Below are 23,898 nucleotides of genomic sequence, written 5' to 3' on the forward strand. Positions count from 1 at the left end.
ACGAAACGGTCCCTTCTCCGAAAACGGGGGAGGGACCGTTCGCCTTGTTTCCAAACCTATTCGACGTGATTACGCCAGCCGTCGAGAGAGCCATTCCGCTCGCACGATGCCGTGACATAGTCGCCTCTGGCCCCCGCCACCGGGTGCCTTTGATTGCTGCACCACGGAGGGGAAATGAAACTTCGCACACGGATCGGCGCGACGTTCGGCGCACTGATCAGCGCTCTCACCCTGGTCCTCATGCTCCCCGGCTCGGCGCAGGCGAGCGCCCAGGCGTGTTCCGGGTTCGGCTGCGACGGCCACGACCCGAACATCCAGTCGTGGCAGACCGGACCGGTCAGCCCGTACGGGCCGTACCAGCTCGGCGGCTCCTTCCTGTACGAGCTGCGGTGGGGGAAGACCGACGGCGACCAGTACAGCTGGGCTCGGCTGCACTACATCAGCGGCTCCAACGAGGGTGACTGGAGCGTGTACGTCCAGCGCTGCACCAAGGACCAGTCCGAGTGTTACTGGCGGCTCGGCCTGAAGAAGGGCGGCGCCTCGGGCTGGACCGGCAAGATTCCCGGCGGGACGAACTACTACTGGACGCGCACCCCGATGTACCACAACCCCTCGACCCACATGATGCGGGCCTGTGTGGAGGACCCGTCGGGCGACCAGAGCTGCACCCCCTGGTACTGAGCCGGCCCGCGGTAGCCGCGACGACGGCGCCGCAGCCGCAGGGCGGAACGATGGAATTCCATCGTTCCGCCCTTTTGTCGCTCATCTTTCATTTATCCGTCTTCCCCGTGCGGGAAAGTTCATTTAAAATGGATCGCGCATAACCGCCGCACATCACATCGGGGTTCTTTTGACCGCCAGACCGGAGAATTGCGTCGACCTTTCCGCCGTCGGCGACGACGACCGAAAGATTCTGAATCTCTTGTATGCGGGCTTCAGTGACGCCTCGATCGCCCGGCGGCTCGGCGTAGGTCACCGCACGGTACAGCGCAGGGTCCAGCGGCTCATGGAGCAGCTGCGGGCCAACGGACGCGTGGCACTGGGAGCGCGGGCCCAGGAGCTGGGCCTGCTCCGTGCCATGCGTCCGCCGTACGAAACGGGAGGGCATCCGCTGGAGCGGACACCCTCCCGCAACCCGTGACGGGCCGACCGGTCCGTCAGCGGTAGCGCTCGGCCCGGCGGCGACGGGAGGGTTCCGTCACGTCGGGGACCACGCCCGCACCCGCGCCCGGGGCCTCGTTCCACGAGCGGATCTTCGCGGCGACGCGTCCCAGCCGCGCGTCGTCCGGCGGTACGTCGAGGTAGAACAGCCCTTCGTACGGGTGGCGGTCGTCGCCGCCCCAGCGGACGACGCCCTCGGTGTCGGCGAGGATGTCCCGGAGGGTCAGCACCTGGGCCCCAGTGAAACCGTCCCGCACGCCCGCCGGATAGGAACCCGGCCTGATCACGACGGCGGTGCCGGACGCCAGGTTCGACTCGGGCCGCCGGGCGTCGCGCACCGCCGACGGCGCCGTCCACCCCTCCAGGGCTCCTGGCCCCGTGCCGGCACCCAGGGCGTCCACCTCGTAGTGGAAGCGGCGGATCACATGGACCAGCACCGTCTGGGTGTCACCCATGCGCAACCGGACGGTCAGCCCGGTGCCCGGCACCGGGCAGGTGACGACGGCACCGTCGGCGTCGACGGCGTTCTGCATCTCCCACCCGTTGGCCGACGGCCGGCCTGTACGCAGTCGGCGATGACGCGCTTGCGCGCGCCGCAGCGCCTCCTTCAACGCGTCGTTCCTGACCGGCTGCGGCCCGGCGGCGGCGGCCGGGGACGCGAGCAGGCCGGTGGTGGTGAGGCTCGCGGCGGCGGTGGCACCGGCGGCGGCGAGGAGGGTGGTGCGGCGGGGAATACCGGAGTTGTTCAACGGCTCATCCTTTCTTCTGTGTCGGCGTGCGCTGCTGGTGGTGCAGGAAGGCGGAGACCGCGGCACCGAGGAGCGCGAGCGCCAGCAGAACGGTGAGGGTCGGATTGACGTAGCCGGGGACGACGACGGAGTAGTCACGGCCGTCCGAGACCTCGCAGACGAGCCGCAGCGGGATGAAGTCCCCTCTGCGGCCGACCAGGACCGCCCCTTCGGGTCGCTGCCGCTCGCACTCCTGCGCCTGCTCCTGGTCCCCCAGGAACAGCAGGTCGAGCAGGCCCCACAGGTAGACGGCGAGACCCGCCGCGACCGCCGTCAGGGAGACGTCCCGCGTCACCCCGGCCGCAGTGCGGTGGCGGCGGGCCCGCGCGGTGAACCGGGAGCACAGATACGCCAGAAGGGCGATCAGCGTCGGTGTCGCCGTGAGGAGCGCCGTGAAGAGAACGGTGTCGTCGTGGCCCTGCCAGGGATCGGCTGCCGTGATCACGCCCGTCAGACCCCGCGGATGGCGAGGTTGTACTTCTCGAAGATCGCGTAGAGCGGCATGCGTTCCTGCGCGTGGGCCTCCGCCTCGGTGCCGAAGCCCTGGTACCGGCGCAGCACCTCGTAGATCTCGGTCTCGGTGTAGTCGAGCGCGGGGCGTCGGATCGGGGTCTCGGCGTGGTCGCCCGCCTTTCCGTCGGCGCCCCAGATGTGCATGTGCGGCACGGTGCTCAGGTTGAACACGTTGTCCTGGTTGACCTTCTGCCACATGGCCCAGCGGTCGTCGTCGTCGGTCGCGTCGAGGATGGTGCCTTCCAGCAGCCCCGCGCGGATCGAGTTGTTGCGCGCCAGGATGCAGGTGCGGCCGGAGATCTTGGCGATACCGGTGCTGCTGTCGACCAGTTGCTCGATCTTGGGCAGGTCCTTGGCCCAGTCGGGGATGATCCCGGTGTGGTAGAGCGTCACACCGGCGTCCTCGGTGAGGTCCTTGATGCTGTAGTGGCAGAACTCCCAGAACGCCGAGGTCTGGATGAGCGCCTTGCGCATCCGGTACCTGCGGGCCCCCGAGGTGATCGCCGCGTCGTGGCTGATGATCGTTTCGAGGCACTCCTGCAGGGTGTAGATGCGCTCCCCGCCGGGCTTGCCGATGCTCGCCATGTACGTCTGGATCTCCTGCAGCAGAGCGGGCAGGAGATCGATGTCGAAGCCGATGTCGAGCTTCTCGGAGGGAGCGGGGTAGAAGTCGCCCTGCCCGGTGTCGCGGCCCGAGGCGATGTTGTTGTCGATCTCGATCTGGCCGCTGCCGGAACCGACCGTCTTGGTGACGATCTGGTCGAAGGACCAGTTCTCGGGCATCGGATATCCGAGGTTGCCGGAGAAGCCGGACGACATGTCCGACACGAAGCTGGCATCCGCGTAACCTGCCGCGGATATCCGGGAACAGGCGTTGCGCGGGCCGTAGACCCCGATCTTGTAGGGACTGCCCAGCCGGTTCATCTCGTCCCTGACGCTCCGGAAATACGGCAGGATGTACGCGGTCACCTCTTCGTCCACCGCGTCGTAGTCGACGGCGAAGTAGATGCGCGTGCCGGGCTTGAACCCGTGTTCCTCCGCCTTGTACGAAGCCGTCATGCAGTCGGTGACGCCCTGCTCGACGCTGTAGTAGTCGACCGAGCGCGCCCACGTCTGGTAGATCGGGAAGCAGCGCAGCCCGTACTCCTTGATGGTCGCGAGCTCGCCCGGCTGGATCTCCTTCTCCGGGAGCGACGTGGTGGACGGGTTGTAGAGGTAGCGCCCGACGTACTTGTAGCCGGCGGCCTTCAGTGCCTGGGCCCGAGCGGCGGTGATCTTCGTGACGCCGTCGCACGCCTCGCCCGCCCGGCTCTGGTCGCCGTAGGAGACGAGCAGGGCGGCCCAGGTCTCGAAATCTCCCTGGCCGTTCACGGCGAGCTTCATGAACGACTGGAACGTACTGACGCTGGAGGCCAGCGAGGACGTGTACGAACTCGTGAAGGACACCGGGCGCTTGTTGAGGACCATCGCCCCGGTGAACAACTGCACCCAGACCCCGGAGGAGCCGGTGGACACCGTATGGCTCTTCAGGCCGGACTGCGTTCCGGGACCGAAGACCCCGTTCGCGACGCCGTCGGCCATGCCCAGTTCGTACTGAATGGCGAAGAGCATCGACTTGGCGACGTCACGGGAGTGATGGCCGTCGCAGGGAATGATGTAGAAGTCCTTGCGGAGCACGTACCGGCCGTTGAGCCACTGCTGGATGGACCGGATGGTCTCCGACCCGTCGTTGACGGTGACGTAGGCGTCCATGTTCATCAGCCCCTTGACCACCTTCGGCCACAGGGAACTGCCGGGATAGGTGCCGCCGACGCCCATGTTCGCGTTCAGCTTCGCCACGGCCGCCTTGACGCGGTCGTTGTAGGTTCCGTCGATGTCACCGCCGTCGTAGCCCTTGCAGTAGAGCGCCGACTGGATGATCCGGCAGAAGTTCGCCGACGGGATGGTGGTCTCGTCGAGCTTGCCGTACTTCTCGGCGATGGTGGCGAGGGTGGTCGGACCGAAGTTGTCCGACAGCGACGGGATGCCCATCTCGTACTGCAGTGCCCGAGTCAGGGCATACATCACGGTCCAGCCGGTGCGACCGTTCTCCTCCAGTTTGGAAATGCCGAGGGTGGCGCCGTTCCCGTATGTGGTGTTGATGAATCTCTGGGCGCGGAGCACCATCTCATCAGCCATGGGGTCCCTTCCTGCCGCCGGAATTCGAAGGCGGGGCGGAAGAGGTCGGCGCACACCGCGTCACCGTCGTCGCGGCATTCATGGGGTCGGGCATGCCCTGATTCCCCCCCGAGAACGACATTTCCCACCCCAGCAGTCCTCAGGACTGCTCTTGACCAGTAGGAACCTAGATCATCGGGGCGGCCACGAGAAGCACTCGGGCACCGCGGAAACACGAAGGCCGAATCTCGCCGTGAACAGACCGACGCAAAGGTCCCAGGGAAAGAGAACTGCGCCGCAAGCGGTTTCTTCCACGCTTTCCAAGCCCGCGTCACGGAAGGGTCGAAATCCGGCTTTCGGCTGTTCTGCCACCGACCCGGGGAACGCCGGACGGCCGGGATGCGAACGCCTCCCGGCCGTCGGTCGTCGTACGTACTCAGCCCGCCAGGAGCTTCTTGACCGCGGCCGCGACCCGGCCGCCCTCGGCCTGCCCGGCCACCTTCGGGTTCACGATCTTCATCACGGCGCCCATGGCCCGCGGCCCCTCGGCACCGCCCGCCTTCGCCTCCTCGACCGCCTGCGCGACGATCGCGTTCAGCTCGTCGTCGGAGAGCTGCTTCGGCAGGTACGCGGCGAGCACCTCGCCCTCCGCCTTCTCCCGCTCGGCGCTCTCGGCGCGGCCGCCCTGGGCGAAGGCCTCGGCGGCCTCACGGCGCTTCTTCGCCTCGCGGGTGATCACCTTCTGCACCTCGTCGTCGGAGAGCTCCCGCTTCTCCTTACCCGCGACCTCCTCCTTGGTGATCGCGGCGAGCGTCAGCCGGAGCGTCGAGGAGCGGAGCTCGTCGCGCTCCTTGATCGCGGAGTTGAGGTCGTCGTGCAGCTTCGACTTGAGCGTGGTCATGGACCTGATTGTCGCAGGTGCGCGAGGACCGGCGCCCGCCGATTTACGCGCCCCGGGCGCGTCCGGGGGCGGGCCGCCTCGCATCTCCGCCTCGCCACCGCTTCTGACACGATGGAGGTATGCGCGCGCGATACGGAGTACCCCTGGGAATCACGGCGGTTGGTGCCGCCGGTCTGATCTACGCGACCGGGATCGAGCCCCGCTCCTTCCGCCTGCGACGGGTGACGGTCCCCGTCCTGCCGTCCGGGATGCGTCCCCTGCGCGTGCTCCAGGTCTCCGACATCCACATGGTCGGCGGACAGCGGGCGAAGCAGCGCTGGCTGCGCTCGCTGGCCGGGCTGCGCCCCGACTTCGTGCTCAACACCGGCGACAACCTCTCCGACCCGGAGGGCGTCCCCGAGGTCCTGGACGCCCTGGGCCCCCTGATGGAGTTCCCGGGCGCCTACGTCTTCGGCTCCAACGACTACTACGGGCCCCGGCCGCGCAACCCCGCCCGGTACCTGCTCGAAAAGGTGCAGGGCCGCCACGGTCTCAACGGCAACCCGCCGGTCGTCGGAGCCGTCCACAACCCGTGGGAGGAACTGCGCGACGGTTTCGACGCCGCGGGCTGGCAGGACCTCACGAACACCCGGGGCCTGCTCAAGATCGAGGGGGTCTCGGTCGAGCTGACGGGACTGGACGACCCGCACATCAAGCGGGACCGGTACCCGGAGGTGGCGGGCGGCCCGTCGAGCGCGGCGGACTTCTCGATGGGCGTGGTCCACGCCCCGTACCTGCGCGTCCTGGACGCCTACGCGGCGGACGGCTACCCCCTGATCGTGGCCGGCCACACCCACGGCGGCCAGTTGTGCATCCCCTTCTACGGCGCCCTGGTCACCAACTGCGACCTGGACACCGGCCGTGTGAAGGGCCTGTCCACCCACACCGCCGAGGGCCGCACGTCCTACCTGCACGTCTCGGCCGGCTGCGGCGCCAACCGCTACACCCCGTTCCGCTTCGCCTGCCCCCCGGAGGCGACCTTGCTGACGCTGGTGGGGCGGGAGCGCTGAGCGGTCCCCGGGGGGCAGGGCGTGACCGGCTGAGCCGCCCCGGGGGCGCTGCATCACGTCCGGCTGAGCCGCCCCGGGGGCGCTGGATCCCGTCCGGCTGAGCCGCCCCGGGGGGCGGGCCGACCGGCTGAGCGGTCTCCGGGGACCGGGAGATCGCCCTCTGAGCTGCCCCGGGGGCGGAGGATCGACCGACTGAGCCGCCCCAGGGGTCGGGGATCGACCGGCTGACCGTCCCCGGGGGACGCGGGATCGTCCGACTGGCCGGTCCCATCGGCGGCCGGGTCGTCCGTGGTCATCGTCCGGCGGCCGGGTCGTTCGTGGTCATCGTCCGGCGGCCGGGTCGTCCGTGGCTTGCGTTAACCCACTCGGCCCACCCACATAGCCCGCTATGTCCGGTCTGTCTACGTTGAGGCCATGACAGCCCCGATACCCAGGGACATCCCGGACCTCCCCCCGATCCCGGGCCACGTGGTCCTGCCGCCCACCGTCGTGCCGGCCCGGGCCGTGCTGATCCCGGCCCGCCGTCGCCCTGTCGCCGTCTTCCGCGTCGCGATCGCCCTGCTGGCCCTGACCGGCGTGACGATCGAGCTGCTCACCGGCGGCGACCCCGTCACGGCGGTCCTGAGCACCTTCACGGTCCAGAGCGGCATCCTGCTGGCGCTGGTCATGCTCGTCTCCGCCCGGTGCGCCTGGTCCGGCCAACACCCCCTGCCGGGTGCCCTCACGGGCGCGGCCCTCTTCTACGTCGCCGCCGCGGGCCTGGTCCAGCACGCACTCCCGGCCGGCGCGTCGCCCCTGTTCGCGACGTCGGGCGGGGCCGGCCCGGCCTGGCAGACCGTCGCGACCCACCTCCTCCACACGGCGGTACCGGTCGCCGCGGCCCTGGACTGGCTCCTCTTCACCGCCCCCGGCCGCCTGCACCTGCGCCACGCCCCCGCGTGGCTCCTGTACCCCCTGGCCTACCTGGCCTTCTCCCTGGCCCGCGGCGAGCTGCTCCGCCCCGGCTCCCAGGACCGCTACCTCTACCCCTTCCTCGACGTCGCCCGGCACGGCTACAAGGCCGTCCTCGGCAACGCCCTCCTCGTCGGCCTCGCCCTCTACGCCCTGGCCGTACTCCTGGTGGCCCTGGACCATCTCCGCCCGAGCCCGCTCCGTCGCCCCCGGTAAACGCGATTTCGTCTCCGGCCACCGGTGGGCTAAAGTAAACGACGTCGCCGCGACGAGCAGCGACGATCGGGGTGTGGCGCAGCTTGGTAGCGCGCTTCGTTCGGGACGAAGAGGTCGTGGGTTCAAATCCCGCCACCCCGACAGTGAAACACCAGGTGAGGCACCTACTCTTAGGAGTAAGTGCCTCACCTGTTTTGCATGCGGGTCCATCTGGGCGACTGCCGCCCCGAAGCGCGCCAAAAGATGCCGTCCATGACCACAGCGCCGGCCTGGATCACGGGGCGGATCTGCTTCCGGGAGACCTCCTCGGGTCACACAGCGCCGACGGGGCACGCTCGGATGGGCATGGTCTGAAACGCTGGTGACCCGCGTAGGACGACCTCTGGCTGCCCCGCTGCTACGGTCGCTTGTATGTCGCTCCCGGTCTCCACGAGCCAGGCTGTTGACCTACGCGTACAGCCGGTTGACGAGGTCCTGGACCGCGTCGCGCGGTCTCTTCAGGTGCGTTTCCTCCCGGACACGGTGGTTCGCAAGCGCCGGTCCGTGGGCGCCCGGACAGACCGTGAAACTTGGGTTCGCATCGAACGACGCCTGCTCGACAAGATCACCGATCAAGGATGGAACGGCGCCGAGTGTGCCGCCCGCCTGGATGGCGTCTCCCAGCCGACATGGCGGGGATGCGTGGTCTGGCGGGACACGAACGCCACGGTGATGTGGCGGGCTGACGAGACCGACCTCCTGCCGGCCCGTCCCGTCGGTAACGCCGTTTTGAGTGAGGACCCCGAGATCCCGAACGAGTGGTGGGCTGGATTGAACGCCTCCCTGGGCGCGCTGGCAGCGCACCGAACCGGGCGGGTCGCTACACCGGATACCGACACCATCACCCAGGCGTCGGTCACCGAGTCCATTCGGGCCGTCTTTTCCGGTGACTTCGAGACGACTGTCCAGCGTTGGGTGCCGGCCCACGCAGACCTGAACTGGGCCAACGTAACGGCGCCGGTGTTCAGTCTCTTTGACTGGGAGGACTGGGGCAACGCCCCGCAGGGGCTGGACTCCGCCTCTCTATGGGGGAGTTCACTAGCCGTCCCTTCTCTGGCCGACCGTGTACGGCAGGAGCGTCGACAGGACTTCGAAAGTCGGGACGGCAAGCTGATGACGCTGTTCGTCTGCTCGAAGATCCTCGGACCGTATGCGCACCCGGAGGATCCTCGGTTGGAGCCCGCGCGGCGCATGGCCGAGCACGTCATCGACGAGCTTCAGACAGGGTGATCACGTGTGCGGACGCGGAGGAGTCTGCGGTACTCCTGGACGGTCCGCTCCTCCACCTGGCCTGCCAAGGCTCCTAGGAGTTCCCGCAGGTGAGCCGGTTCGTCGGTGCCCACAGCGATGGAGGCGACTCGCGGTAGGTGGTAGGCGGTTCTGAACGCCGCCTGGACGGGGGAGAACCAGCCGACGTCCTGAAGGAAGAGGCGCGGGTCGACCTTGTCCCACACAGGGGCACTCGTGCTGCCCCCGAAGGCGCTCATGCCCCAAACCTCACCGCGATTGAGGTCCCACGCGTCGACGAGGGTGTCCGATGCGTCCAGCGTTTTCGCACCGACCAGCAAGCCGGCGCGGACCATGAGAACCGACGGCCTCGGCACGGTCACGTCGACCAGACTCAGCAGCGGGGACGGATCCCACGACGCGACGCCCCATGCAGCGCACAGCCCCTTCTCTGTGGCGTCCTCCAAGGCGGTACACGCCGCGGCGAGCGCCTCCTTGTGGTGCGGGCCGGTTTCCCGGAGCGATTGTTCCGGGTTGTGCAGGAACACCAGATCCGGCTCCCGACCGAGGTCCTTGGCCACGTCTTCCACGGCCGAGGTCAGCCGTAGGGGATCCAGTGAGTGCTCCGCCCCACCGGGCCCTGGGAAGTAACCGACCTTCGTGGAGACCGTGAACTTCGGCAGCAGGTCATCGGCGATCCCGGCCAGGATCCGGTGCGAGCGGAAGCCGAAGTAGTTGGTGCTGGTGTCGAGCGCGGTGACGCCAAGATCCAGCGCTCCGGTCAGAAGCCGGCGCTCGTGACGAGACCGGTGTAGCCCGAGGACAACTCGGGGGTCAGGACCGCGCACAGCTCCTCCTCCACCAGGATCCCGGCGACTTCTGCCGCGTCGGCCCCGACTACGGCCACGGCGTGTTCCAGCACGACCGGCCTACCGCTCAAGAGCAGACGCAGCGCCGGCAAAGCCTTGGCCGCGAGGGTCAGCTTCTTCCCTGCGGCCAAGACGTCGACGGTCTCCCCGCTCTCCCGGATCCGCGGAGGGAAGTGGGTGGTGCACACCACGGCGTCGAGCGGCCCGAGTATGTCGAGAAACGGCACGTGCCGAGGCAGTGTCGTCTCCTGTTCGTACGCGATCAAGTAGTCGGCCGGGGAGCGCGCGTCGAGCAGTGTCGCCGCGGCCTCGGTCAGAGACGCGCCGTCGGGACCTCGCCAGCGGTCGAGATCGTGCCTGAAGATCTCGCGCTCGCGGCACCAATCGGCAAGCCAGGCGAGCCAATTGGCGCCGGTGCGTTTCGTAATGCCGAAGGTGACGTGGAGGCTCTTCCCCGAGCCGCTGCCGGTCCGGGTCGCCTGGTGCCAGTGGCCTCGGGGGATGTGCATGACGTCGCCCGTCCTCATCACGCCGGACCAGATGATCTCGTCATTCGGGGTGTTGTTGGGGTCGGAGTCCCGGTACATGGGGACCTTGCGGGAGGCGGCTCGCACTTCCCATTCCTTTTCGCCTGCGAGCTGCACGATCACGACGTCGTGGTCGTCCCAGTGCAGGGGAAATCCGGCGGCGTCGTTCGTCGTCAGGTACGCGTTGACCTGAACACGCTCCTGGGACCACCACTGCAGCGCTCGGCACGCGACCTCCATCGTCGGGTCGAAGACGTTGGCCTGGTCGAGGATGAGCGTCGCGCCGTCTCGCAGGAGGTTCCCGAGGCTGCGCATGTTGACCATGGGGATGCTCTGGCCTCGGGGGCTGACGCTGTCGGTGTAGTAGACGGCGGGGTGCACCTCCACGCCGTTCTGGAAACACCGGAACTGGGGGCGGTTCAGGCTTCTGCGCATGGCGATGTCGAGCAGCCGGTTGGGGGTCAGGAGGCGGGAGAGCAGTGCGGAGTCGTCCAGCTCGCCCCGCGCGAAGCCCTTGCCCAGCTCCGCGGCCCCACCCCACCCGAGTGCCGTCTCGATCGCTTCGATCAACCGATGTTCCATCGCTGTGCCTCCAACGGTGTGGTCACCTGATGCGGACACGGCTGGGGCCGGCACGGCCATCCGTGACGGCCCCAGCCGCTCGTGCGTACCTACTCGCCGTCGTGCAGGTTGCCGTCGCCGCCCGGCCACGGCGCGTCGCCGGAACTTCCGGAGTTGTCGGAACGGAGACCGTCGTACCGGTCGTGCACGGCGGTCAGCTCTTCGACCGCCATCAGCAGGCCGCTACGGGCCGGCTGTGACGCCGTGCGCTCTTCCACCTCGTGCTCCTTCCTCTTCGGGTCTCCCACCAGGGGCCCGGCGGGAGGTCATGGCCGCCTCACGGCCCTGGGGGAGACGGGTTCCGTGAGGCGCCGGTCTATCGGGTGGCACGGTGAGCCGCAGCTCTGCGCCTACGGCCAGGCGGCTCGGCTGCTCACGGGAGGACGGCCACGTCCCGGCGCATGTTGGCCTCCAGGACGCGCTGGTCCAGTTCGTACAGGCATGCGCGGCACGCGAAGAGATCCGCGTGTATGCCGCTCGACCGAACGGGCCCGATCCACGTCACCTCGACGTCGTCGCGGCCACACCACAGCCAGCACTCGCCGTGCTCCTGCCATCCGTGCCGGTCCCACAGGGCATACGCCGTCGGCTCCCCGGTGACGGGGTCGATGTCGCGGCGGGTGGGGCGGAAGACCACGTCGCGGTCCGGCAGCGGACCCGCTCGCACTGCATGCCTTCCCATCACGCGACTGCCGACCGCGGCGACTCAGGCCTGGGTCCGACCCGGCCCTCGGCCCGCATCGCGGATAAGTCGCGCGGCCCGGCTTCGGCAGGGCCCACCTCCACCGCCATGGGCAGCGCCATCTCCGCCCACACCCGCTTACCGGGGCCGACGGACTCCCAGGCACAGCGCGTCGCGAGCAGCCGGACCAACGCCAAGCCGCGCCCGTTCTCGTCGTCCGCTTGTGTACAACGGCTCCGCGGGACCGCCGGGTGGCCGTCCAGGACGTCGATGACCAAGCGGCCGGGTCGGCTGGACAGCACGACGGTGATCGGCCCCGTCCCGTGGACGACGGCGTTGGTCAGGAGTTCGGAGGCGACCAGTCGGATGGCGTCGGCGGTCGCCTCGTCCAGCGGCACACCCCATGCGCGCACCTTGTCGACGATCTCGCGTCGAGCCGGGGGCACCTCGGATGCGGCACCCGTGAGGACGAACCGATGGACGAGCGTGGGCATGGCGGACGCCTCCGAAGAGCTGGAGAGCGGTTCCATCCCCGACGGGGACGCGGGAATGGAACCGCCGATCTGAGGAGCCTCTCCGCGAGCGTCCAACCGAGTTCGCTCGCCGACGGCTGATACCCAGTCAACGGCGCAGATCGGCCCACCGGAACGTTTCTAGGGGGTTTCTGCCGGGGACGCCCTCCCCGTACTCGGACACGGGAAGTAGCCTTCCAACTACGCCTTGAGCGGACGACAGGAGTGATGACGTGCCTACCGAGCCGTTAGCAGTCCACCCGCTGACCTTCCTCCTCCAGACGCGCGGGTGGGGCAAGGCCGAATTCGCCCGGCTCATGCAGGAGCACGGGAGGAAGCTCGGTCTCCCGCTCGCGACCAACCGGACGACTGTATGGAAATGGGCACAGGGCCAGGAGCCGGACGCGGACGCCCAGCGCGTCCTCGCAGACCTGCTGGGCGTGCCGTACGAGCAGGCGCGCGCGGAGGGATGGCCCCGCTGGCTCCCCGTCTGGGAGGTGACAGGGCTCACCGCTCCGTGGACGGAGGCCGGTACCGTCGAGGCGTTGTCCGACCTGGTCGGGAGTGGACGGATGGATCGCAGAGGCTTCCTCACCATCACGGGAGCCGCCCTGACCAGTCTCGCGGCGAGCTGGGTGGACGCGCCCTCCGCCATGGCCGCGGCGCTCAACGGTGACCGGGTCACGGACACGATGGTCTCGACGATCGAGCAGCGCATCAGTACTCTCCGCACGCTCGACGACCAGCTCGGCGGCGCTCGACTGCTGGAACAGGCGCGAGGCGACCTGGCTCTGGTCACCGGTCTCCTCGGCGGTGGCCGTTACACCGACGCGGTCAGGATCCGGCTGTACGCGCTGGCGGCCCGGGTGTCGCACCTGACCGGTTGGATGGCCTACGACGCCGGCCTACGTTCCGCGGGCCAGCGCTACTACGTCGGCGCCCTGCGCAGTGCCCGCACCACCGGCGACGACGCCTTCGGCGCTTTCATCCTCGCGGAGATGGGGGTGCACGTCTCCGAGGCGGGACGCACCGCCGAGCGTGTCGGTCTCGTCTCGACCGCAATCGACAATGCGCCACACTCCCTGTCGCCCTGCACCCGGTCGTTCCTCTACCTGCACAAGGCGGAGGCCCTCTCACGAGACGGCACGCACCGCGAGGCGGGCACGGCCCTCAACCGTGCCACCTCACTGTGGGAGCACAGGGAGACGGACGACAACCCCGACTGGCTCGACTGGTTCGGTGAGGCACAGCTGCGGTCGACCGAGGGGAAGGTGCTCTTGCGTTCGGGGCAGCTGGAGCGGGCGACCAGTTCCCTGGAGACTTCCGTGACGAGAGCCGCTCCCCGGGACAAGGCGGTACGGTCGAGCCGTCTCGCAGAGGCGCGGCTCGCCGGTGGTGACCTGGAGGGGGCATTGGACGCCGCGAACTACGGCGCCGCGCTCCTGGAGGACAGCGTCAGCTCCATTCGGGCCCTGGACCGCCTCAGAGAGTTCTCCACGAAGCTGGAGCCGCACAGGTCGGTACCCTCCGTCCGCGAGTTCCGCGAACGGTTACTGGAACTGTCCGTCGCCGCCTGATGTCGACTACCCGGCCACCGGGCAAGAGCCGGTCTCCGTGAGGACGGCTGCGGGACTGCCAGGATGGCCGACATGACGATGATCTACGGCGAGGTGGCACCCGGATTCGAGTCGGTACGGGCGGCGTTCGCGGAGAACTTCACCCGGCACGGCGACCTCGGCGCGGCGGTGTGCGTGTACAGGAACGGCCACCCGGTGGTGGACTTGTGGGGAGGCGTGGCCGACGCCGAGACCGGCCGTCCCTGGACGCGGGACACACTGCAACTGGTCTATTCGGCGACCAAGGGGGCGACCGCCACCGCCGTGCACATGCTGGTCGAGCGCGGCGCGCTCGACCTGGACGCACCCGTCGCGAAGTACTGGCCGGAGTTCGCCGCGAACGGCAAGGCGGACATCCCCGTGCGCTGGCTCCTGTCCCACCGGGCCGGCCTCGTCGCGCTCGATCACCCGGTGCCGTTGAAGGAGGCGCTGGCCTGGCACCCGATGGCGGAGGCACTGGCCGCTCAACGCCCCCTCTGGACTCCGGGTACGGCGCACGGTTACCACGGCCGGACCTGGGGCTGGCTGGTCGGCGAGGTGATCCGACGAGTATCCGGCCGCTCGCCGGGACGCTTCTTCGCCGACGAGATCGCGGCTCCACTGGGCTTGGACTTCTTCATCGGCCTGCCCGCCGTTGAACGCGACCGAGTCAGCCGCATGGCGTACCAGCGGCCAGACGTCGACCTCACCACCTTGCCCGCCGAGTCGGTCCCCGAAGAACTCCGCGAACAGGTCGCCGCCTGGCGGGACCCGAACTCATTCAGCAACCGGGCCTACGCGGTCACCGACCCAGCCTCGATCGACTTCGACTCACCGGAGGTACAGGCCGCGGAGCTCCCGGCCTCCAACGGCATCGGTACGGCCCGCGCGCTTGCCCGCATGTACGCCGCGCTGATCGGTGAGGTGGACGGCGTGCGCCTGTTCTCCTCGGCCGTCCTGGCGTCGGCGGCCGAGGAGCAGGCCGGCGGGAAAGATCAGGTCATGCTGATCCCCAGCCGCTTCAGCGCCGGGTACATGCTGCCCACCGCGAGCAACCCGATGTTGGGGTCAAGCTCATTCGGCCACACGGGTCGAGGAGGGTCGCTCGCCTTCGCCGATCCGGAGCACGGTGTCGCCTTCGGGTATGCGATGAACAACATCGTCGGGGGCATCGGCGATGTGCGTGCGTCCTCCCTGGTCGAGACGGTGCGCGAGGCTCTCGCGTAGCCGGTCGGCGTCCCTGGCGGTGAGACCGCGGGAGATTCTTCGGTCATCCGCTTGGCCACCCGGGGCGATGGACGCCAGGCACCGCCCTTCGACCCGACCTGCGTCAGCCGGGCATCGCCGTAGCGCGCCCGTCTGCCGCCGGCGGGGACCCTCCGAGCTCCTCGACCCCGGAGCAGGCACACCGCTCTGTCAGTACCCGCCGCTACTGTCGTGATGACGCATAGGGGAGCGAGTCCAGGGAGAGGGCCGGCTGTGGGTGGGAAGCTGCGGGTGGGACAGGTCTACCGTTACGCGAGCGGCAAGGACCCGAAGCCGGAGTCGCTCGACGGCTTCCCGAACTTCCACCACGTGACGCACTCGTCGGGCCACAAACGGCCTCTTCTGGAAGCCGGCATCAACGGGATGGCCAAGGTCTCCACCCCCGACGGCATACGGCGCCCGGCGATCCTCATCCGCTCCAGTCCCTGGAAGGCCGGCACCGAGCAGACGCCTTGGCACGACGTCTTCGACATGGACAACGGCCACGTCCGCTATTTCGGCGATCACAAGGCCGGTTCGAGCGTTCCGCCCGGCACGACCACCGGCAACGCCGCCCTACTCGACGCTTTCACCGATCACCAGGGGCGAACCGCCGATGAACGAGCCGCCGCCACGCCTCTGCTGCTGTTCCGCGCAGTCCCCCGGAACGGCAAGCCAAAGGGCCATGTGGCGTTCTGTGGGCTCGGCGTCATCGAGCGGACCGAACGCTTGGTGCAATGGGGAGGCCGCGAGCACACCCCGTTCGTGAACTACGTCTACGACATCGCCCTCATCGACCTGACCTCCGAGGACGACACGGTCGACTGGGAATGGATCGGGGCCCGCAGGGACAAGGGCGTGTCCCACGCTCAAGCACTCGACCTCGCGCCACGGGCATGGCGGGAGTGGGTCAAGCACGGTTCCTCGGCCCTCCCGGGACTTCGTCGCCGGGTCGCCCGGGCTCAGGTGGCCAAAGTGCGTGATCAGCGCCCGAAACCAGGCAGTGGTGAAGCCGCGGACCTGGAAACGATCTACAAGTACTTCGACGGCCGCAAGCACGACTTCGAGGCTCTGGCCGCCGCGGTGGCGGCCCGTGTACTGCGTGGGGCGGGTCACGGGTACGTGGAAGGCTGGCTCACACGTCGGTCGGGTGACGGCGGAGCCGATTTCGTCGGACGTCTCGACCTCGGCGGCGGAAGCGGCCTGGCGGGCACGAGCCTCGTCGTGCTCGGACAGGCGAAGTGCGTCAAACCCGACACACTCATCACGGCGGAGCAGATCGCCCGGGTGGTAGCCCGGCTCCGACGCGGATGGATCGGGGTCTACGTCACCACCGGCGCCTACTCCGAGTCGGCACAGACCGAGATGGTGGAGGATCAGTATCCGATCATCCTCCTCAACGGCACGAGCCTGGTCGCGGAACTGCGGAGCATGGCCAGGGACGACCACGGCGGCGACCTGGCGGCGTGCATCGAGCACGTCCTCGCCGGACGGGAGGTCGCGATCACGAACCGACGCCCCGAGGAAATCCTGCTGCAGTAGCCGGCCACCGGCCGTCCTTACGCACGGTGAACCCCGGCAGCTCTTCTTCCAGGGTGAACGCGCCTGACGGCACTCGGCGATTCACCCTCCGGCCACCACGGACAGCGACTCCCGGAACACGCCTTCCAGCTCCTCGTCGAGTACTTCCGCCGGCAGCGAGTCGAAGGAGATGAAGGCGTTGAGCCTGAGCACACGCATGAGGAAATCGCGGAGTACCCGCCTCTCCGCGTTGGGCGGAACGTCGAGCGTTTGCCACACCCTGACGATCGCCCGCACCAGATGCGGGCTCCCGCCGATCGAGGTGCGTCGGGCGTAGATCTGGTCGAAGTCCGACTCGTTGAGCACGGACAACGAGGCGTAGAGGTCCTCCCTCCCTCCGTCCTCGTCGTACAGAAGGTGTGCTCGCCACCACAGCCGGCCGAAGACGTGGCGTGTGACGTCGGTCCCCAGCACCCGGTCGCGATGCAGGTCCGCGAATCTCCACGCGGACACGTCCGGCAGGACGACGAGGGAGAGGAAGGCCCAGAGGTCACCCGCGACCGCCTCCGCCGGCACGATGCCCGAGTCTCGGTGGAGGACCGTCGCCACGTCGATGTCGAAACCCGCCGCCTGCCTCCTGCCGGGTTTGGCGGGATAGCCGCGTTCGGTGGCGCACGCGAGCACCGCCTCGCGTAGGGAGCCGAGGCTCCGCTCGGGAAGACGGGACCCGCCGGTGGCCGCGTAGAACATGGCCGGGTGGGAGAGAGCCGAACGATCACGCAGGTACTCGACGGAACGGTGCAGACACTCCTCCCGGAGGCGGGCCGCGGCCGCGGGCAGAAGCCGCGGATACAGGTGCACCATCACGTTTCCTTGGAGAAGAGGCCGACGGCGTGCTGGATCTTCGCCGAGAAGAGCGCCGGATCCGTGCGACGCGTCATGCGCAGGGAGGTGAGGGATGTACCGGGGAGGAAGGTACGCAGAAGGCCGAGCAGTGTGTGACCGAGCGTGTCCTGCTCGAACCGGGACGAGTCCGTCAGCTCCTCGTCGGACACGGCCCGCTCGATCATCAGGCGGACGACGTCCTGTCGGACGGCGGACTGGATGAGCCGTTCCGCGTACGACGCCTTCTCCGCCCGGCGAAGCGCGTTGAGCACGACCGGCGTGCCGCTGTTCACGAGCAACACGACGGCGCCCATCGTCGCCGCCTCCAGGTTCGAACCGACGTCGAGATACCAGGGAGCGTTCTCCGGGTAGCCGGCACTCTTGAAGTCGACCACGGCCATGGGGAACTGCGACGCGTCGCCCTGCAGCCGCACACCGGCCCGGTGCTGCCAGAGCACGGACCCCGCGCGTCGGGGACCGGTCGGATCCGGATTGTCCAGGGCCTTCGCGAGAACCAGTTGGGTGTCGACGGACAATCGGCCGCCGCTGTCGCGTCCGATCACGGTGAACGAGAGCTGCGCCGAGCGGGTGCCCCCACCGTGCAGTGTGATTCGGTGGGCCAGTCGCCGAAGCCCGCTGCCGGTGGAGCTCCAGATCGCGGATAGGGCGAGCTCGGCCTCGTAGGGGAGTCCGGCCGAAGCCCTGACCGAGTCGAGGTCAACCTTGACCTCGGTCTCGAGGGACAGGTCTGTCTGGAAGTCCCAGTCGGGTATGAAGGCGGGCAGCGGAACGGCTTCCCCATCCTCGGACTTGAGGGACCACTCGGCCATCGTCACCGACCCGACGGCCGCGCTGCGATAGGGGTAGGCACGACGGTTCACCGATCCTCACCCCCTGCCTCGGCCACGACCGTCACCTCGGTCATGGTGTCGGGGGCCGGCCGGACGACCAGCGACCAGACCGTGCCGTCGCCGCCGACCGTGTGCAACGAGGACCCGTCCGTCACGGGTCCGCTCCCCGCACGCCATCCCAGCACAGTGGGGATCGACGCTCCGATGGGCGGCTCCGTCTCGACACCGCGCCCGTCGCCCAACGCGACGGCGGAGCGACCGTGGACGACGTAGGAGCCCGCGTCGGGCAGGGTGAATCGCTGGACGATGACGGCTTCACCGTCCACCACGTCGTGTTCGGGGGCTCCGTCGTACAGAACGCGCCTGCGACCGGAGAGGACACTCGATCCTCCTCTGGGACCGGGGATCCCACCGGCTCCGGCCGGCCCCCCGGAGCCCCGTCCGGTGCCCGAGGAACCTCCCGGGGGCGTCGTACCCGCGGCGAAAACCGCCTCCGCCCCCTCCCCCGTCGTACCCGCCATGAGTCCAGCCATGAGTCGGCTCATCCCCGCGAGGGAGACGCCTTCACCCGCCTCGTTCGCCACCCGGGCCGGCCCGGAAGCCTCCTTCATGGCGTCGTTGATCTTCCGGAGGGCGTGCTTGGCCAGGCGCTGGTCGTCGCCACTGAGCTTGTCCACCAACCAGGCGTCGTGCGATGCGGGCTCCGCCGCCGCGAAGACCCGGTCCACTGCGGCGTCGGCACGGAAGACCGCGGCGTAACCCCCGCTCTCCTCGAAGAAGGGGGGACCTTCGAGGTACTTCACCACCAGGTCGACCGGCCGCATGAGGCACGTGTGGTGAAGCCGGTCCCCGATACCCGCCTCCTGCGCCACCCGAGGGGGCCTTCCCTGCGGGGAGATGAACTTCCGCATACCGAGTCGGCCGAGGACGCGCCCCATGGACTTGTGCTCGACGAGGCGGGTCATGTCGTCGTAGGCCCAGACGAACGGTCGCAGGTGGGGCACCTCCGACGGCCTGGGAACGGGGACGGCCAGGCCCTCGTGGTGGGCGGAGAAGCGCATGGGGGCGTCTCCTCCCTCCGGGAGCATCTTCGGCCAAAGGTTCCAGACCATCGCGTCGACGATCCACCTCATGGCCTCGGCGTCGTCGCGTTCGCCGAAGACCGGGTCGAGAATCGCGACGGAAGTCCCGGTGTCGCCGTCGGGGAGGGAGTTCAGGCCGAGACTTCCGGCGACCTCGTCCGCTTCATCCCCGACCAGCGGCTCGACGTAACCGCGGCGGACCCTTCCCCAGAAGTGGCGGCCGGTGAACGTCTTCGCACCGTCGTCGCCTTCCACGGTGTAGCTCTCGTGGACCGCCCACCCGATGAGTCGGGTCTCCAATCGGTCGTCCACCCGACAGCGCGTGTTCACGATCACCGTGTGCGATGCGGAGAGGAGGTGGAAAACCGCCTTCCCGAAACCGTAGGTGCCGCCACGGCCGGTGACCTTGCTGGAGCTGCCGGTCTTGCGGACGAACGACGCGAAGTCCGACTGCCCGGGAACCGCGACGTCGGCGCGGGTGGGTCCGCCCAGTCCCCTCGTCCCCGTGTCGGTCACGGTCAGGATGCGCGGGGCGGGACGTGCCAGCGAGGCCCGGAGCTTGAGGTGGCGCAGCTGAGGCGCGCCCGCGGCCAGGAGTTCGCGCCACACCGGAGCCTCACTGGGTCCGAGGGTGCGCAGTTCCACTCGGTAGTTCACCGGACCGTCCCCGGTTCGTGCGTCCCAGCTGTTCTGAGCCGACTCCCTCACCAGAAGTGTCAGCGGGTCGAGCTCGGTGCCGTCGAGGTTCTTCAAGGCCCCTTCGGCCGTCCCTCCGCCGCCGGGGGCGTAGGGCTCGGACGACCAACGCGGGGATTCCGCGCTCATGGCGTCCACCCCAGCTCGTCCAGGAAGGCATCCACGGCCGCGTCGTCCAGCACCGGCGAGTGGACACCGGCCAGGTCGACGGTGTAGCGAACGTCCAGGAGTGCGTCGGGTACCGGCTCCGTCAGCGAAGCCGCCGTGAGGCGGGGGAAGGCCCCGTCGACCTCGTACCAACGTTCTTCAAGCGGTGACACGCGCAGTGCGCCTTCGTCGTCCGTCTGTCCGTGCCGATAGCCGACACGTGCCAGTCGAAGCCACAGCTCCGACTCGTCGTCGCACATCCGGGCCGCCTCCGCGGCGAGCTCACCGACGGTCCGCCCCCGCGGGCTCTTTTCGAACCGCTGCCAGGCCAGCATCAGACGACCGTCCTGCGGTGCCTCCAGCTGGTCGATTCCGTGGACGTCGAAAGTCCTACGCTCCGAGGTCGTGTGCGTGCTCTTCACCTCCACGGCGCGGAGGCCGTCGGAGAAGTCGTGCCGTCCTCCCTCGGGGCCGGCCCACCACCTCACGGCGCCCGGGTCCTTGACGAGCAGGCGGAGGAGGACCGACAACTCGCCGACGAGGCCGATCTCCTGCGTCTCGGTGAGCGTGCGGGGTATGCCGCTGAAGAGCTGACGCCAGCGGTTCACCACCGCCAGCGTAGTGCGGTAGGGCTGCCGCCCGTCCGCCTCCAGTGCCACGAGGACGTCGGCGCACAGCCCCGTGAAGACGTCGTCGAGATCCCTGCGGGTGCAGACGATATCCGCGAAACGTCCGTAGGTCTCGTCGTCCTGCAACGCCCGCTCCATGACGCGGAGTGTTCCGCCGATCCGCCCGGTGGGGATACGTCGACGTCCCCGGAGGGGGATCAGCAAGTGACGCAACGAGTCACCGTCGGTAGCCGCAGCGACCGCCCCGTGCTCGGTGACGACGGGGAGCGGAGAGGTCCTGAGAGCAGCTCCTGGGCCGAGTGGGGCGAGATCCAACTCGGCCCAGTGCCGGTCGAGCACACGCCGCAGATCGGCGCCCCCGCTCAACTGTCGTCCTCCTCGAAGAGCAACGACAGGTCTTCCTCCTCGTCGTCCTGTACGCGGGACAGGTCGGCGCTGTAGTACTCCACCTCACTGTCCTCACCCCGAGGCATCGGGAAGACCAGACCGACGCCGATCACGTGGTCGACGGCATCGAGCGGGGCACGCCTCTCGCGGTTCGTCGGTGACGGCGATAGAGCGTCGATCGGGTACAGGGTCAGCAACGCGGTGTCGGGCGCCTGCTCGCGCCTGGCGTTCTTCAGCGCCGCCTCGTTGATCTCCGTCAGCGCACCGAGATCGAGATCGACGCCGGCATCGCGACGGCTCATCAGGGTCTTGATGTCGGCGGCGTCGCCTCCGCTCTCGCCGAGCTTCGCTCGGATGACGCGGTCCACGGCGAGCCCGGGGCCGAACTCGTACCGCTTTTCCGGATCATCGCTGAGCGGATTGCCGATGATCGCCACGTTCCAGCGCTTCAGCGAACCGCCGCCCCCGGACCGCACCCGACGCTCTACGTAACTGCGCAACAGACCCGCGTCGCACTCCAACGACTTGCCGTGGAAGCGGTATTCGTCGAGGAAGTCCAGGATGATGTCGTAGGGCACACCTCGGAGGATGTGCCTGCCCTGCATTCCGTTGTCCTGGTGTCGGGCTCCCGCCAATCGCAGGGAGCGGTCGACGAGGTCGTGGGCGGCCTGCCGGTTGGCCCGCAACCACTCGGCGTCCCGCGTACGGAAGTAGCGGGTCTGCACACGCTGCCCTCCGTACGCCGCACTCGCCTTCACCGCGTCCCGCATCTTGCCCGCCGCCGTGATACGGAGTGACGGGTGGGTCCGCATGCGGACGGCGAAGGTCCTGGGCGTCTTGTCCTCGACCATGTACACATCGATGTCCCGACGCATCTCCGACTCGACGGTGGCGATGTGCCTGAACCAGTCGCGCATCCCGTCCGTCATCCAGATGCGCGGCAGGTCTGCGTACCCTTCGCGGAAGCCGAACCAGCGGCCCATCTGCAGCAAAGAGTCGTACGTCGTGGCGTTTCGCACGAAGTAACTGACGGCGAGCCCTTCCAGGGTCAAGCCACGCGACAGAGTGTTGCCGCCCACGGCGATGGCGACGACCGGGCCGGCCTCGTAGTCCAATCGCTTCACGCTCTTCGAGTTGTCCAGGATGATGCGACAGTCGTCCACCACACCGGCCAGCAACGGAAGGAGAGCGTCGAAGGGAACGGGTGTCTCCCCGAGGTCCGGCTCGTTACCGGGGACACGGGCGATCTCGGCCTCCCAGAGCCGCCTCAGCTCCTCGAGCAGTTCCCCGTCCGCGGCATCGAGCCACCCCGCCGTCCGCTTACGAAACGCCTCCAAGGGCCTTTCGAAGCTCTCGTGGACGACGGTGCTGACACTCGTGTGGATGAGCATCGTGGAGTGGGGAACCCCCGTACCACGCACCCGTCGGGCGGCCGTGACGAGCCAGAAGTACAGGACTGCCGTCCTCAAGGCACCGCTGATCTCGGGTACGAACCCCTCGATCTCGTCTCGTCCCGGTCGAACGAGGGGCACCTCCTCGTCAGGGACCGTGCGGATCATGTCGTATCCGTCCGGTACCTCCTGGGGGTCCTCGCCGTCCAAAGCGTCCCGGCCGAACAGAACCTCGGTGCCGAAGTGTCCGCGTGGCTTCGGCAGATTGACGACGAAGTCCTCCGGATAGAGGTCCTTGGCGGCGGGGTCGATCAGCAGGTTGGCGAAGGGCGTGGCGGTGTAACCGACGTATCCCCCGCGGGGGAACAGGTCGATGATCTCCCGGATCAGCGGATTGGTGCTACGTGACGCGACACTCGCCTGGTCGGCCTCATCGTCGATGATCAGTGTCGGGCAGTTGCGCAGGTAGTCGGGCGCCTTTTCCAACCACGCCTTGAGCTTCCGCAGCCTGGGCACGTTCTTCTTGATCACGCAGAGGACGTGCTGCTGACTCTTGTCGCCGAAGAAGGCCGCCGGGTTGCCCGCGGGAGGCTCGAAGTCCCCGACGCGACCGGTGAGCGGGTGCCACTGGTCTATCACCGGCTCCACGAGCTGCCGCTCGAGTCGGAGCTGTGTCTGCAGTCGCAGCCCGTTGTGGACGCCGGCGAGGACGATGAAGAACTTGTATCCGGCGTCGGCCGCCTTCGCGATGAGCGCGGTGAAGTTGCTGGTCTTACCCGACTGCACGTAGCCGACGACCAGCCCTCTGGTAGAGAACGCGCTCTCTAGGGGGTGGTCGAGCATAGAAACGACCTTGGTCGAAGCGGAGTCGAGGCCGCGCAGGCTGTCCTCGTCCCACGACTGTTTCGCCAGCAGGTTCCTGAGAGCGGGCCAGCACCTGTCGTCGTCCTGGGGGCCGACGTACCAAGTCTCGCGGTTGTTCCGGACGACGGAACCGGGCTCCCGCTTCTCGCGGACGGCGATGGTCTCCTGCTGATGACGCTCCGCAATGCGCTTGGCGAGCTCGTCGGACATACCGAAGAGCTTGATCGTCGCCAACGCCTGTTCGGGCGTGTGCGTTTTGATCAGGCGCTTGAACGCCTCGTACTGATCCTCGAACTCCTGCAAGCCCCACCCCTCGGATACACGGCGTACCGCGATCGTAGGGGTGGCCTACGGGTCGACCGCCATACGAGCGGCGTCCGACCCGCGCGCCC

General features: G+C 68.6%; 23 protein-coding genes and 1 tRNA gene. 9 read left to right on the forward strand and 15 right to left on the reverse strand.

Features of this window, described 5'->3' with window-relative positions:
- The first annotated feature begins 174 nt into the window (after positions 1-174).
- Entirely contained in the window at positions 175-681 is a 507-nt protein-coding gene (locus tag EV562_RS22420; RefSeq protein ID WP_133888627.1) for a hypothetical protein, read from the forward strand.
- 88 nt (positions 682-769) lie between these two features.
- Here the strand turns inward: EV562_RS22420 and EV562_RS35145 are convergent, their stop codons facing one another.
- Positions 770-976: a hypothetical protein gene (locus EV562_RS35145; RefSeq protein WP_166661942.1), complete on the reverse strand. Its 207-nt coding sequence runs from the start codon at positions 974-976 to the stop codon at positions 770-772.
- Here EV562_RS35145 and EV562_RS22425 point away from each other — a divergent pair.
- Entirely contained in the window at positions 923-1,141 is a 219-nt protein-coding gene (locus EV562_RS22425; protein WP_241965560.1) for a LuxR C-terminal-related transcriptional regulator, read from the forward strand. The genes EV562_RS35145 and EV562_RS22425 overlap by 54 nt on opposite strands.
- A gap of 16 nt (positions 1,142-1,157) precedes the next feature.
- Here EV562_RS22425 and EV562_RS22430 read toward each other — a convergent pair whose 3' ends face one another.
- The 4 genes from EV562_RS22430 to EV562_RS22445 form a co-directional block, all read right to left on the reverse strand.
- Positions 1,158-1,910: a hypothetical protein gene (locus EV562_RS22430; RefSeq protein ID WP_133888628.1), complete on the reverse strand. Its 753-nt coding sequence runs from the start codon at positions 1,908-1,910 to the stop codon at positions 1,158-1,160.
- A 4-nt stretch (positions 1,911-1,914) separates the two neighbouring features.
- The gene (locus EV562_RS22435; RefSeq protein ID WP_133888629.1) at positions 1,915-2,394 is read right to left on the reverse strand and encodes a hypothetical protein; all 480 of its coding nucleotides are present in this window, start codon (positions 2,392-2,394) and stop codon (positions 1,915-1,917) included.
- Positions 2,395-2,399: 5 nt separating this feature from the next.
- A complete protein-coding gene (locus tag EV562_RS22440; protein ID WP_133888630.1) occupies positions 2,400-4,640 on the reverse strand; it encodes a glycoside hydrolase domain-containing protein in 2,241 nt (746 codons plus the stop codon).
- 415 nt (positions 4,641-5,055) lie between these two features.
- Positions 5,056-5,520, reverse strand: coding sequence for a GatB/YqeY domain-containing protein (locus tag EV562_RS22445; RefSeq protein WP_133888631.1), 465 nt, complete (start codon positions 5,518-5,520; stop codon positions 5,056-5,058).
- Between the two features lie 119 nt (positions 5,521-5,639).
- On the opposite strand from EV562_RS22445, the gene EV562_RS22450 reads away from it, so the two are divergent.
- The 4 genes from EV562_RS22450 to EV562_RS22465 all read left to right on the forward strand — a co-directional run bounded on the left by EV562_RS22450 (position 5,640) and on the right by EV562_RS22465 (position 9,005).
- Positions 5,640-6,569 (forward strand): metallophosphoesterase, encoded by a 930-nt coding sequence (locus tag EV562_RS22450; RefSeq protein WP_133888632.1) that lies wholly within the window; start codon positions 5,640-5,642, stop codon positions 6,567-6,569.
- A 414-nt stretch (positions 6,570-6,983) separates the two neighbouring features.
- Positions 6,984-7,736 carry a Pr6Pr family membrane protein gene (locus EV562_RS22455; protein ID WP_133888633.1) on the forward strand — a complete coding sequence of 251 codons (753 nt, stop codon included), beginning with the start codon at positions 6,984-6,986 and terminating at the stop codon, positions 7,734-7,736.
- Between the two features lie 67 nt (positions 7,737-7,803).
- Positions 7,804-7,877 (forward strand) — tRNA-Pro (locus tag EV562_RS22460).
- A 270-nt stretch (positions 7,878-8,147) separates the two neighbouring features.
- The gene (locus EV562_RS22465; protein WP_030404619.1) at positions 8,148-9,005 is read left to right on the forward strand and encodes a hypothetical protein; all 858 of its coding nucleotides are present in this window, start codon (positions 8,148-8,150) and stop codon (positions 9,003-9,005) included.
- Here EV562_RS22465 and EV562_RS22470 read toward each other — a convergent pair.
- The 5 genes from EV562_RS22470 to EV562_RS22485 form a co-directional block, all read right to left on the reverse strand.
- Entirely contained in the window at positions 8,993-9,850 is an 858-nt protein-coding gene (locus EV562_RS22470) for an aldo/keto reductase (RefSeq protein WP_132900777.1), read from the reverse strand. The genes EV562_RS22465 and EV562_RS22470 overlap by 13 nt on opposite strands.
- Positions 9,784-10,980, reverse strand: a complete 1,197-nt coding sequence (locus tag EV562_RS22475) for a cupin domain-containing protein (RefSeq protein WP_133888634.1) — start codon at positions 10,978-10,980, stop codon at positions 9,784-9,786. The genes EV562_RS22470 and EV562_RS22475 overlap by 67 nt, the downstream gene beginning before the upstream one ends.
- 89 nt (positions 10,981-11,069) lie before the next feature.
- Positions 11,070-11,237 (reverse strand): hypothetical protein, encoded by a 168-nt coding sequence (locus EV562_RS35150; RefSeq protein ID WP_158716767.1) that lies wholly within the window; start codon positions 11,235-11,237, stop codon positions 11,070-11,072.
- Positions 11,238-11,392: 155 nt separating this feature from the next.
- Complete coding sequence (locus EV562_RS22480) at positions 11,393-11,701, reverse strand: hypothetical protein (protein WP_051783696.1); 309 nt, start codon at positions 11,699-11,701, stop codon at positions 11,393-11,395.
- Positions 11,701-12,195 carry an ATP-binding protein gene (locus EV562_RS22485; protein ID WP_243860115.1) on the reverse strand — a complete coding sequence of 165 codons (495 nt, stop codon included), beginning with the start codon at positions 12,193-12,195 and terminating at the stop codon, positions 11,701-11,703. The genes EV562_RS22480 and EV562_RS22485 overlap by 1 nt, the downstream gene beginning before the upstream one ends.
- Before the next feature lie 251 nt (positions 12,196-12,446).
- Between EV562_RS22485 and EV562_RS22490 the strand changes: the two genes are divergently transcribed.
- From EV562_RS22490 to EV562_RS22500, 3 genes are all read left to right on the forward strand, one after another.
- Positions 12,447-13,790, forward strand: coding sequence for a transcriptional regulator (locus tag EV562_RS22490; RefSeq protein ID WP_133888636.1), 1,344 nt, complete (start codon positions 12,447-12,449; stop codon positions 13,788-13,790).
- A 72-nt stretch (positions 13,791-13,862) separates the two neighbouring features.
- The gene (locus EV562_RS22495; RefSeq protein ID WP_133888637.1) at positions 13,863-15,035 is read left to right on the forward strand and encodes a serine hydrolase domain-containing protein; all 1,173 of its coding nucleotides are present in this window, start codon (positions 13,863-13,865) and stop codon (positions 15,033-15,035) included.
- 270 nt (positions 15,036-15,305) lie between these two features.
- A complete protein-coding gene (locus EV562_RS22500; RefSeq protein ID WP_243860116.1) occupies positions 15,306-16,595 on the forward strand; it encodes a restriction endonuclease in 1,290 nt (429 codons plus the stop codon).
- Positions 16,596-16,676: 81 nt separating this feature from the next.
- Here EV562_RS22500 and EV562_RS22505 read toward each other — a convergent pair whose 3' ends face one another.
- From EV562_RS22505 to EV562_RS22525, 5 genes are read right to left on the reverse strand one after another with little or no spacing between them, the layout of a single operon-like run.
- Entirely contained in the window at positions 16,677-17,438 is a 762-nt protein-coding gene (locus tag EV562_RS22505; protein WP_030404626.1) for a DUF6339 family protein, read from the reverse strand.
- Positions 17,438-18,340: a hypothetical protein gene (locus EV562_RS22510; protein WP_133888639.1), complete on the reverse strand. Its 903-nt coding sequence runs from the start codon at positions 18,338-18,340 to the stop codon at positions 17,438-17,440. The genes EV562_RS22505 and EV562_RS22510 overlap by 1 nt, the downstream gene beginning before the upstream one ends.
- Positions 18,337-20,217: a hypothetical protein gene (locus EV562_RS22515; protein ID WP_133888640.1), complete on the reverse strand. Its 1,881-nt coding sequence runs from the start codon at positions 20,215-20,217 to the stop codon at positions 18,337-18,339. Before EV562_RS22515 ends, EV562_RS22510 begins: the two co-directional genes overlap by 4 nt.
- A complete protein-coding gene (locus EV562_RS22520) occupies positions 20,214-21,203 on the reverse strand; it encodes a PD-(D/E)XK motif protein (RefSeq protein WP_243860137.1) in 990 nt (329 codons plus the stop codon). The genes EV562_RS22515 and EV562_RS22520 overlap by 4 nt, the downstream gene beginning before the upstream one ends.
- 23 nt (positions 21,204-21,226) lie before the next feature.
- Positions 21,227-23,809: a Z1 domain-containing protein gene (locus EV562_RS22525; RefSeq protein ID WP_030404630.1), complete on the reverse strand. Its 2,583-nt coding sequence runs from the start codon at positions 23,807-23,809 to the stop codon at positions 21,227-21,229.
- Between the last annotated feature and the right edge of the window lie 89 nt (positions 23,810-23,898).

The organism is Streptomyces sp. BK208, assembly GCF_004364245.1.
Taxonomy (GTDB): domain Bacteria; phylum Actinomycetota; class Actinomycetes; order Streptomycetales; family Streptomycetaceae; genus Streptomyces.

Excerpts from the sequence above, each read along its gene's own strand:
- EV562_RS22420 (WP_133888627.1), top strand. The coding sequence starts at position 175 with ATGAAACTTCGCACACGGATCGGCGCGACGTTCGGCGCACTGATCAGC.
- EV562_RS22440 (WP_133888630.1), bottom strand. The coding sequence starts at position 4,640 with ATGGCTGATGAGATGGTGCTCCGCGCCCAGAGATTCATCAACACCACA.
- EV562_RS22445 (WP_133888631.1), bottom strand. The coding sequence starts at position 5,520 with ATGACCACGCTCAAGTCGAAGCTGCACGACGACCTCAACTCCGCGATC.
- EV562_RS22450 (WP_133888632.1), top strand. The coding sequence starts at position 5,640 with ATGCGCGCGCGATACGGAGTACCCCTGGGAATCACGGCGGTTGGTGCC.
- EV562_RS22455 (WP_133888633.1), top strand. The coding sequence starts at position 6,984 with ATGACAGCCCCGATACCCAGGGACATCCCGGACCTCCCCCCGATCCCG.
- EV562_RS22465 (WP_030404619.1), top strand. The coding sequence starts at position 8,148 with ATGTCGCTCCCGGTCTCCACGAGCCAGGCTGTTGACCTACGCGTACAG.
- EV562_RS22475 (WP_133888634.1), bottom strand. The coding sequence starts at position 10,980 with ATGGAACATCGGTTGATCGAAGCGATCGAGACGGCACTCGGGTGGGGT.
- EV562_RS22480 (WP_051783696.1), bottom strand. The coding sequence starts at position 11,701 with ATGGGAAGGCATGCAGTGCGAGCGGGTCCGCTGCCGGACCGCGACGTG.
- EV562_RS22485 (WP_243860115.1), bottom strand. The coding sequence starts at position 12,195 with ATGCCCACGCTCGTCCATCGGTTCGTCCTCACGGGTGCCGCATCCGAG.
- EV562_RS22495 (WP_133888637.1), top strand. The coding sequence starts at position 13,863 with ATGACGATGATCTACGGCGAGGTGGCACCCGGATTCGAGTCGGTACGG.
- EV562_RS22505 (WP_030404626.1), bottom strand. The coding sequence starts at position 17,438 with ATGGTGCACCTGTATCCGCGGCTTCTGCCCGCGGCCGCGGCCCGCCTC.
- EV562_RS22515 (WP_133888640.1), bottom strand. The coding sequence starts at position 20,217 with ATGAGCGCGGAATCCCCGCGTTGGTCGTCCGAGCCCTACGCCCCCGGC.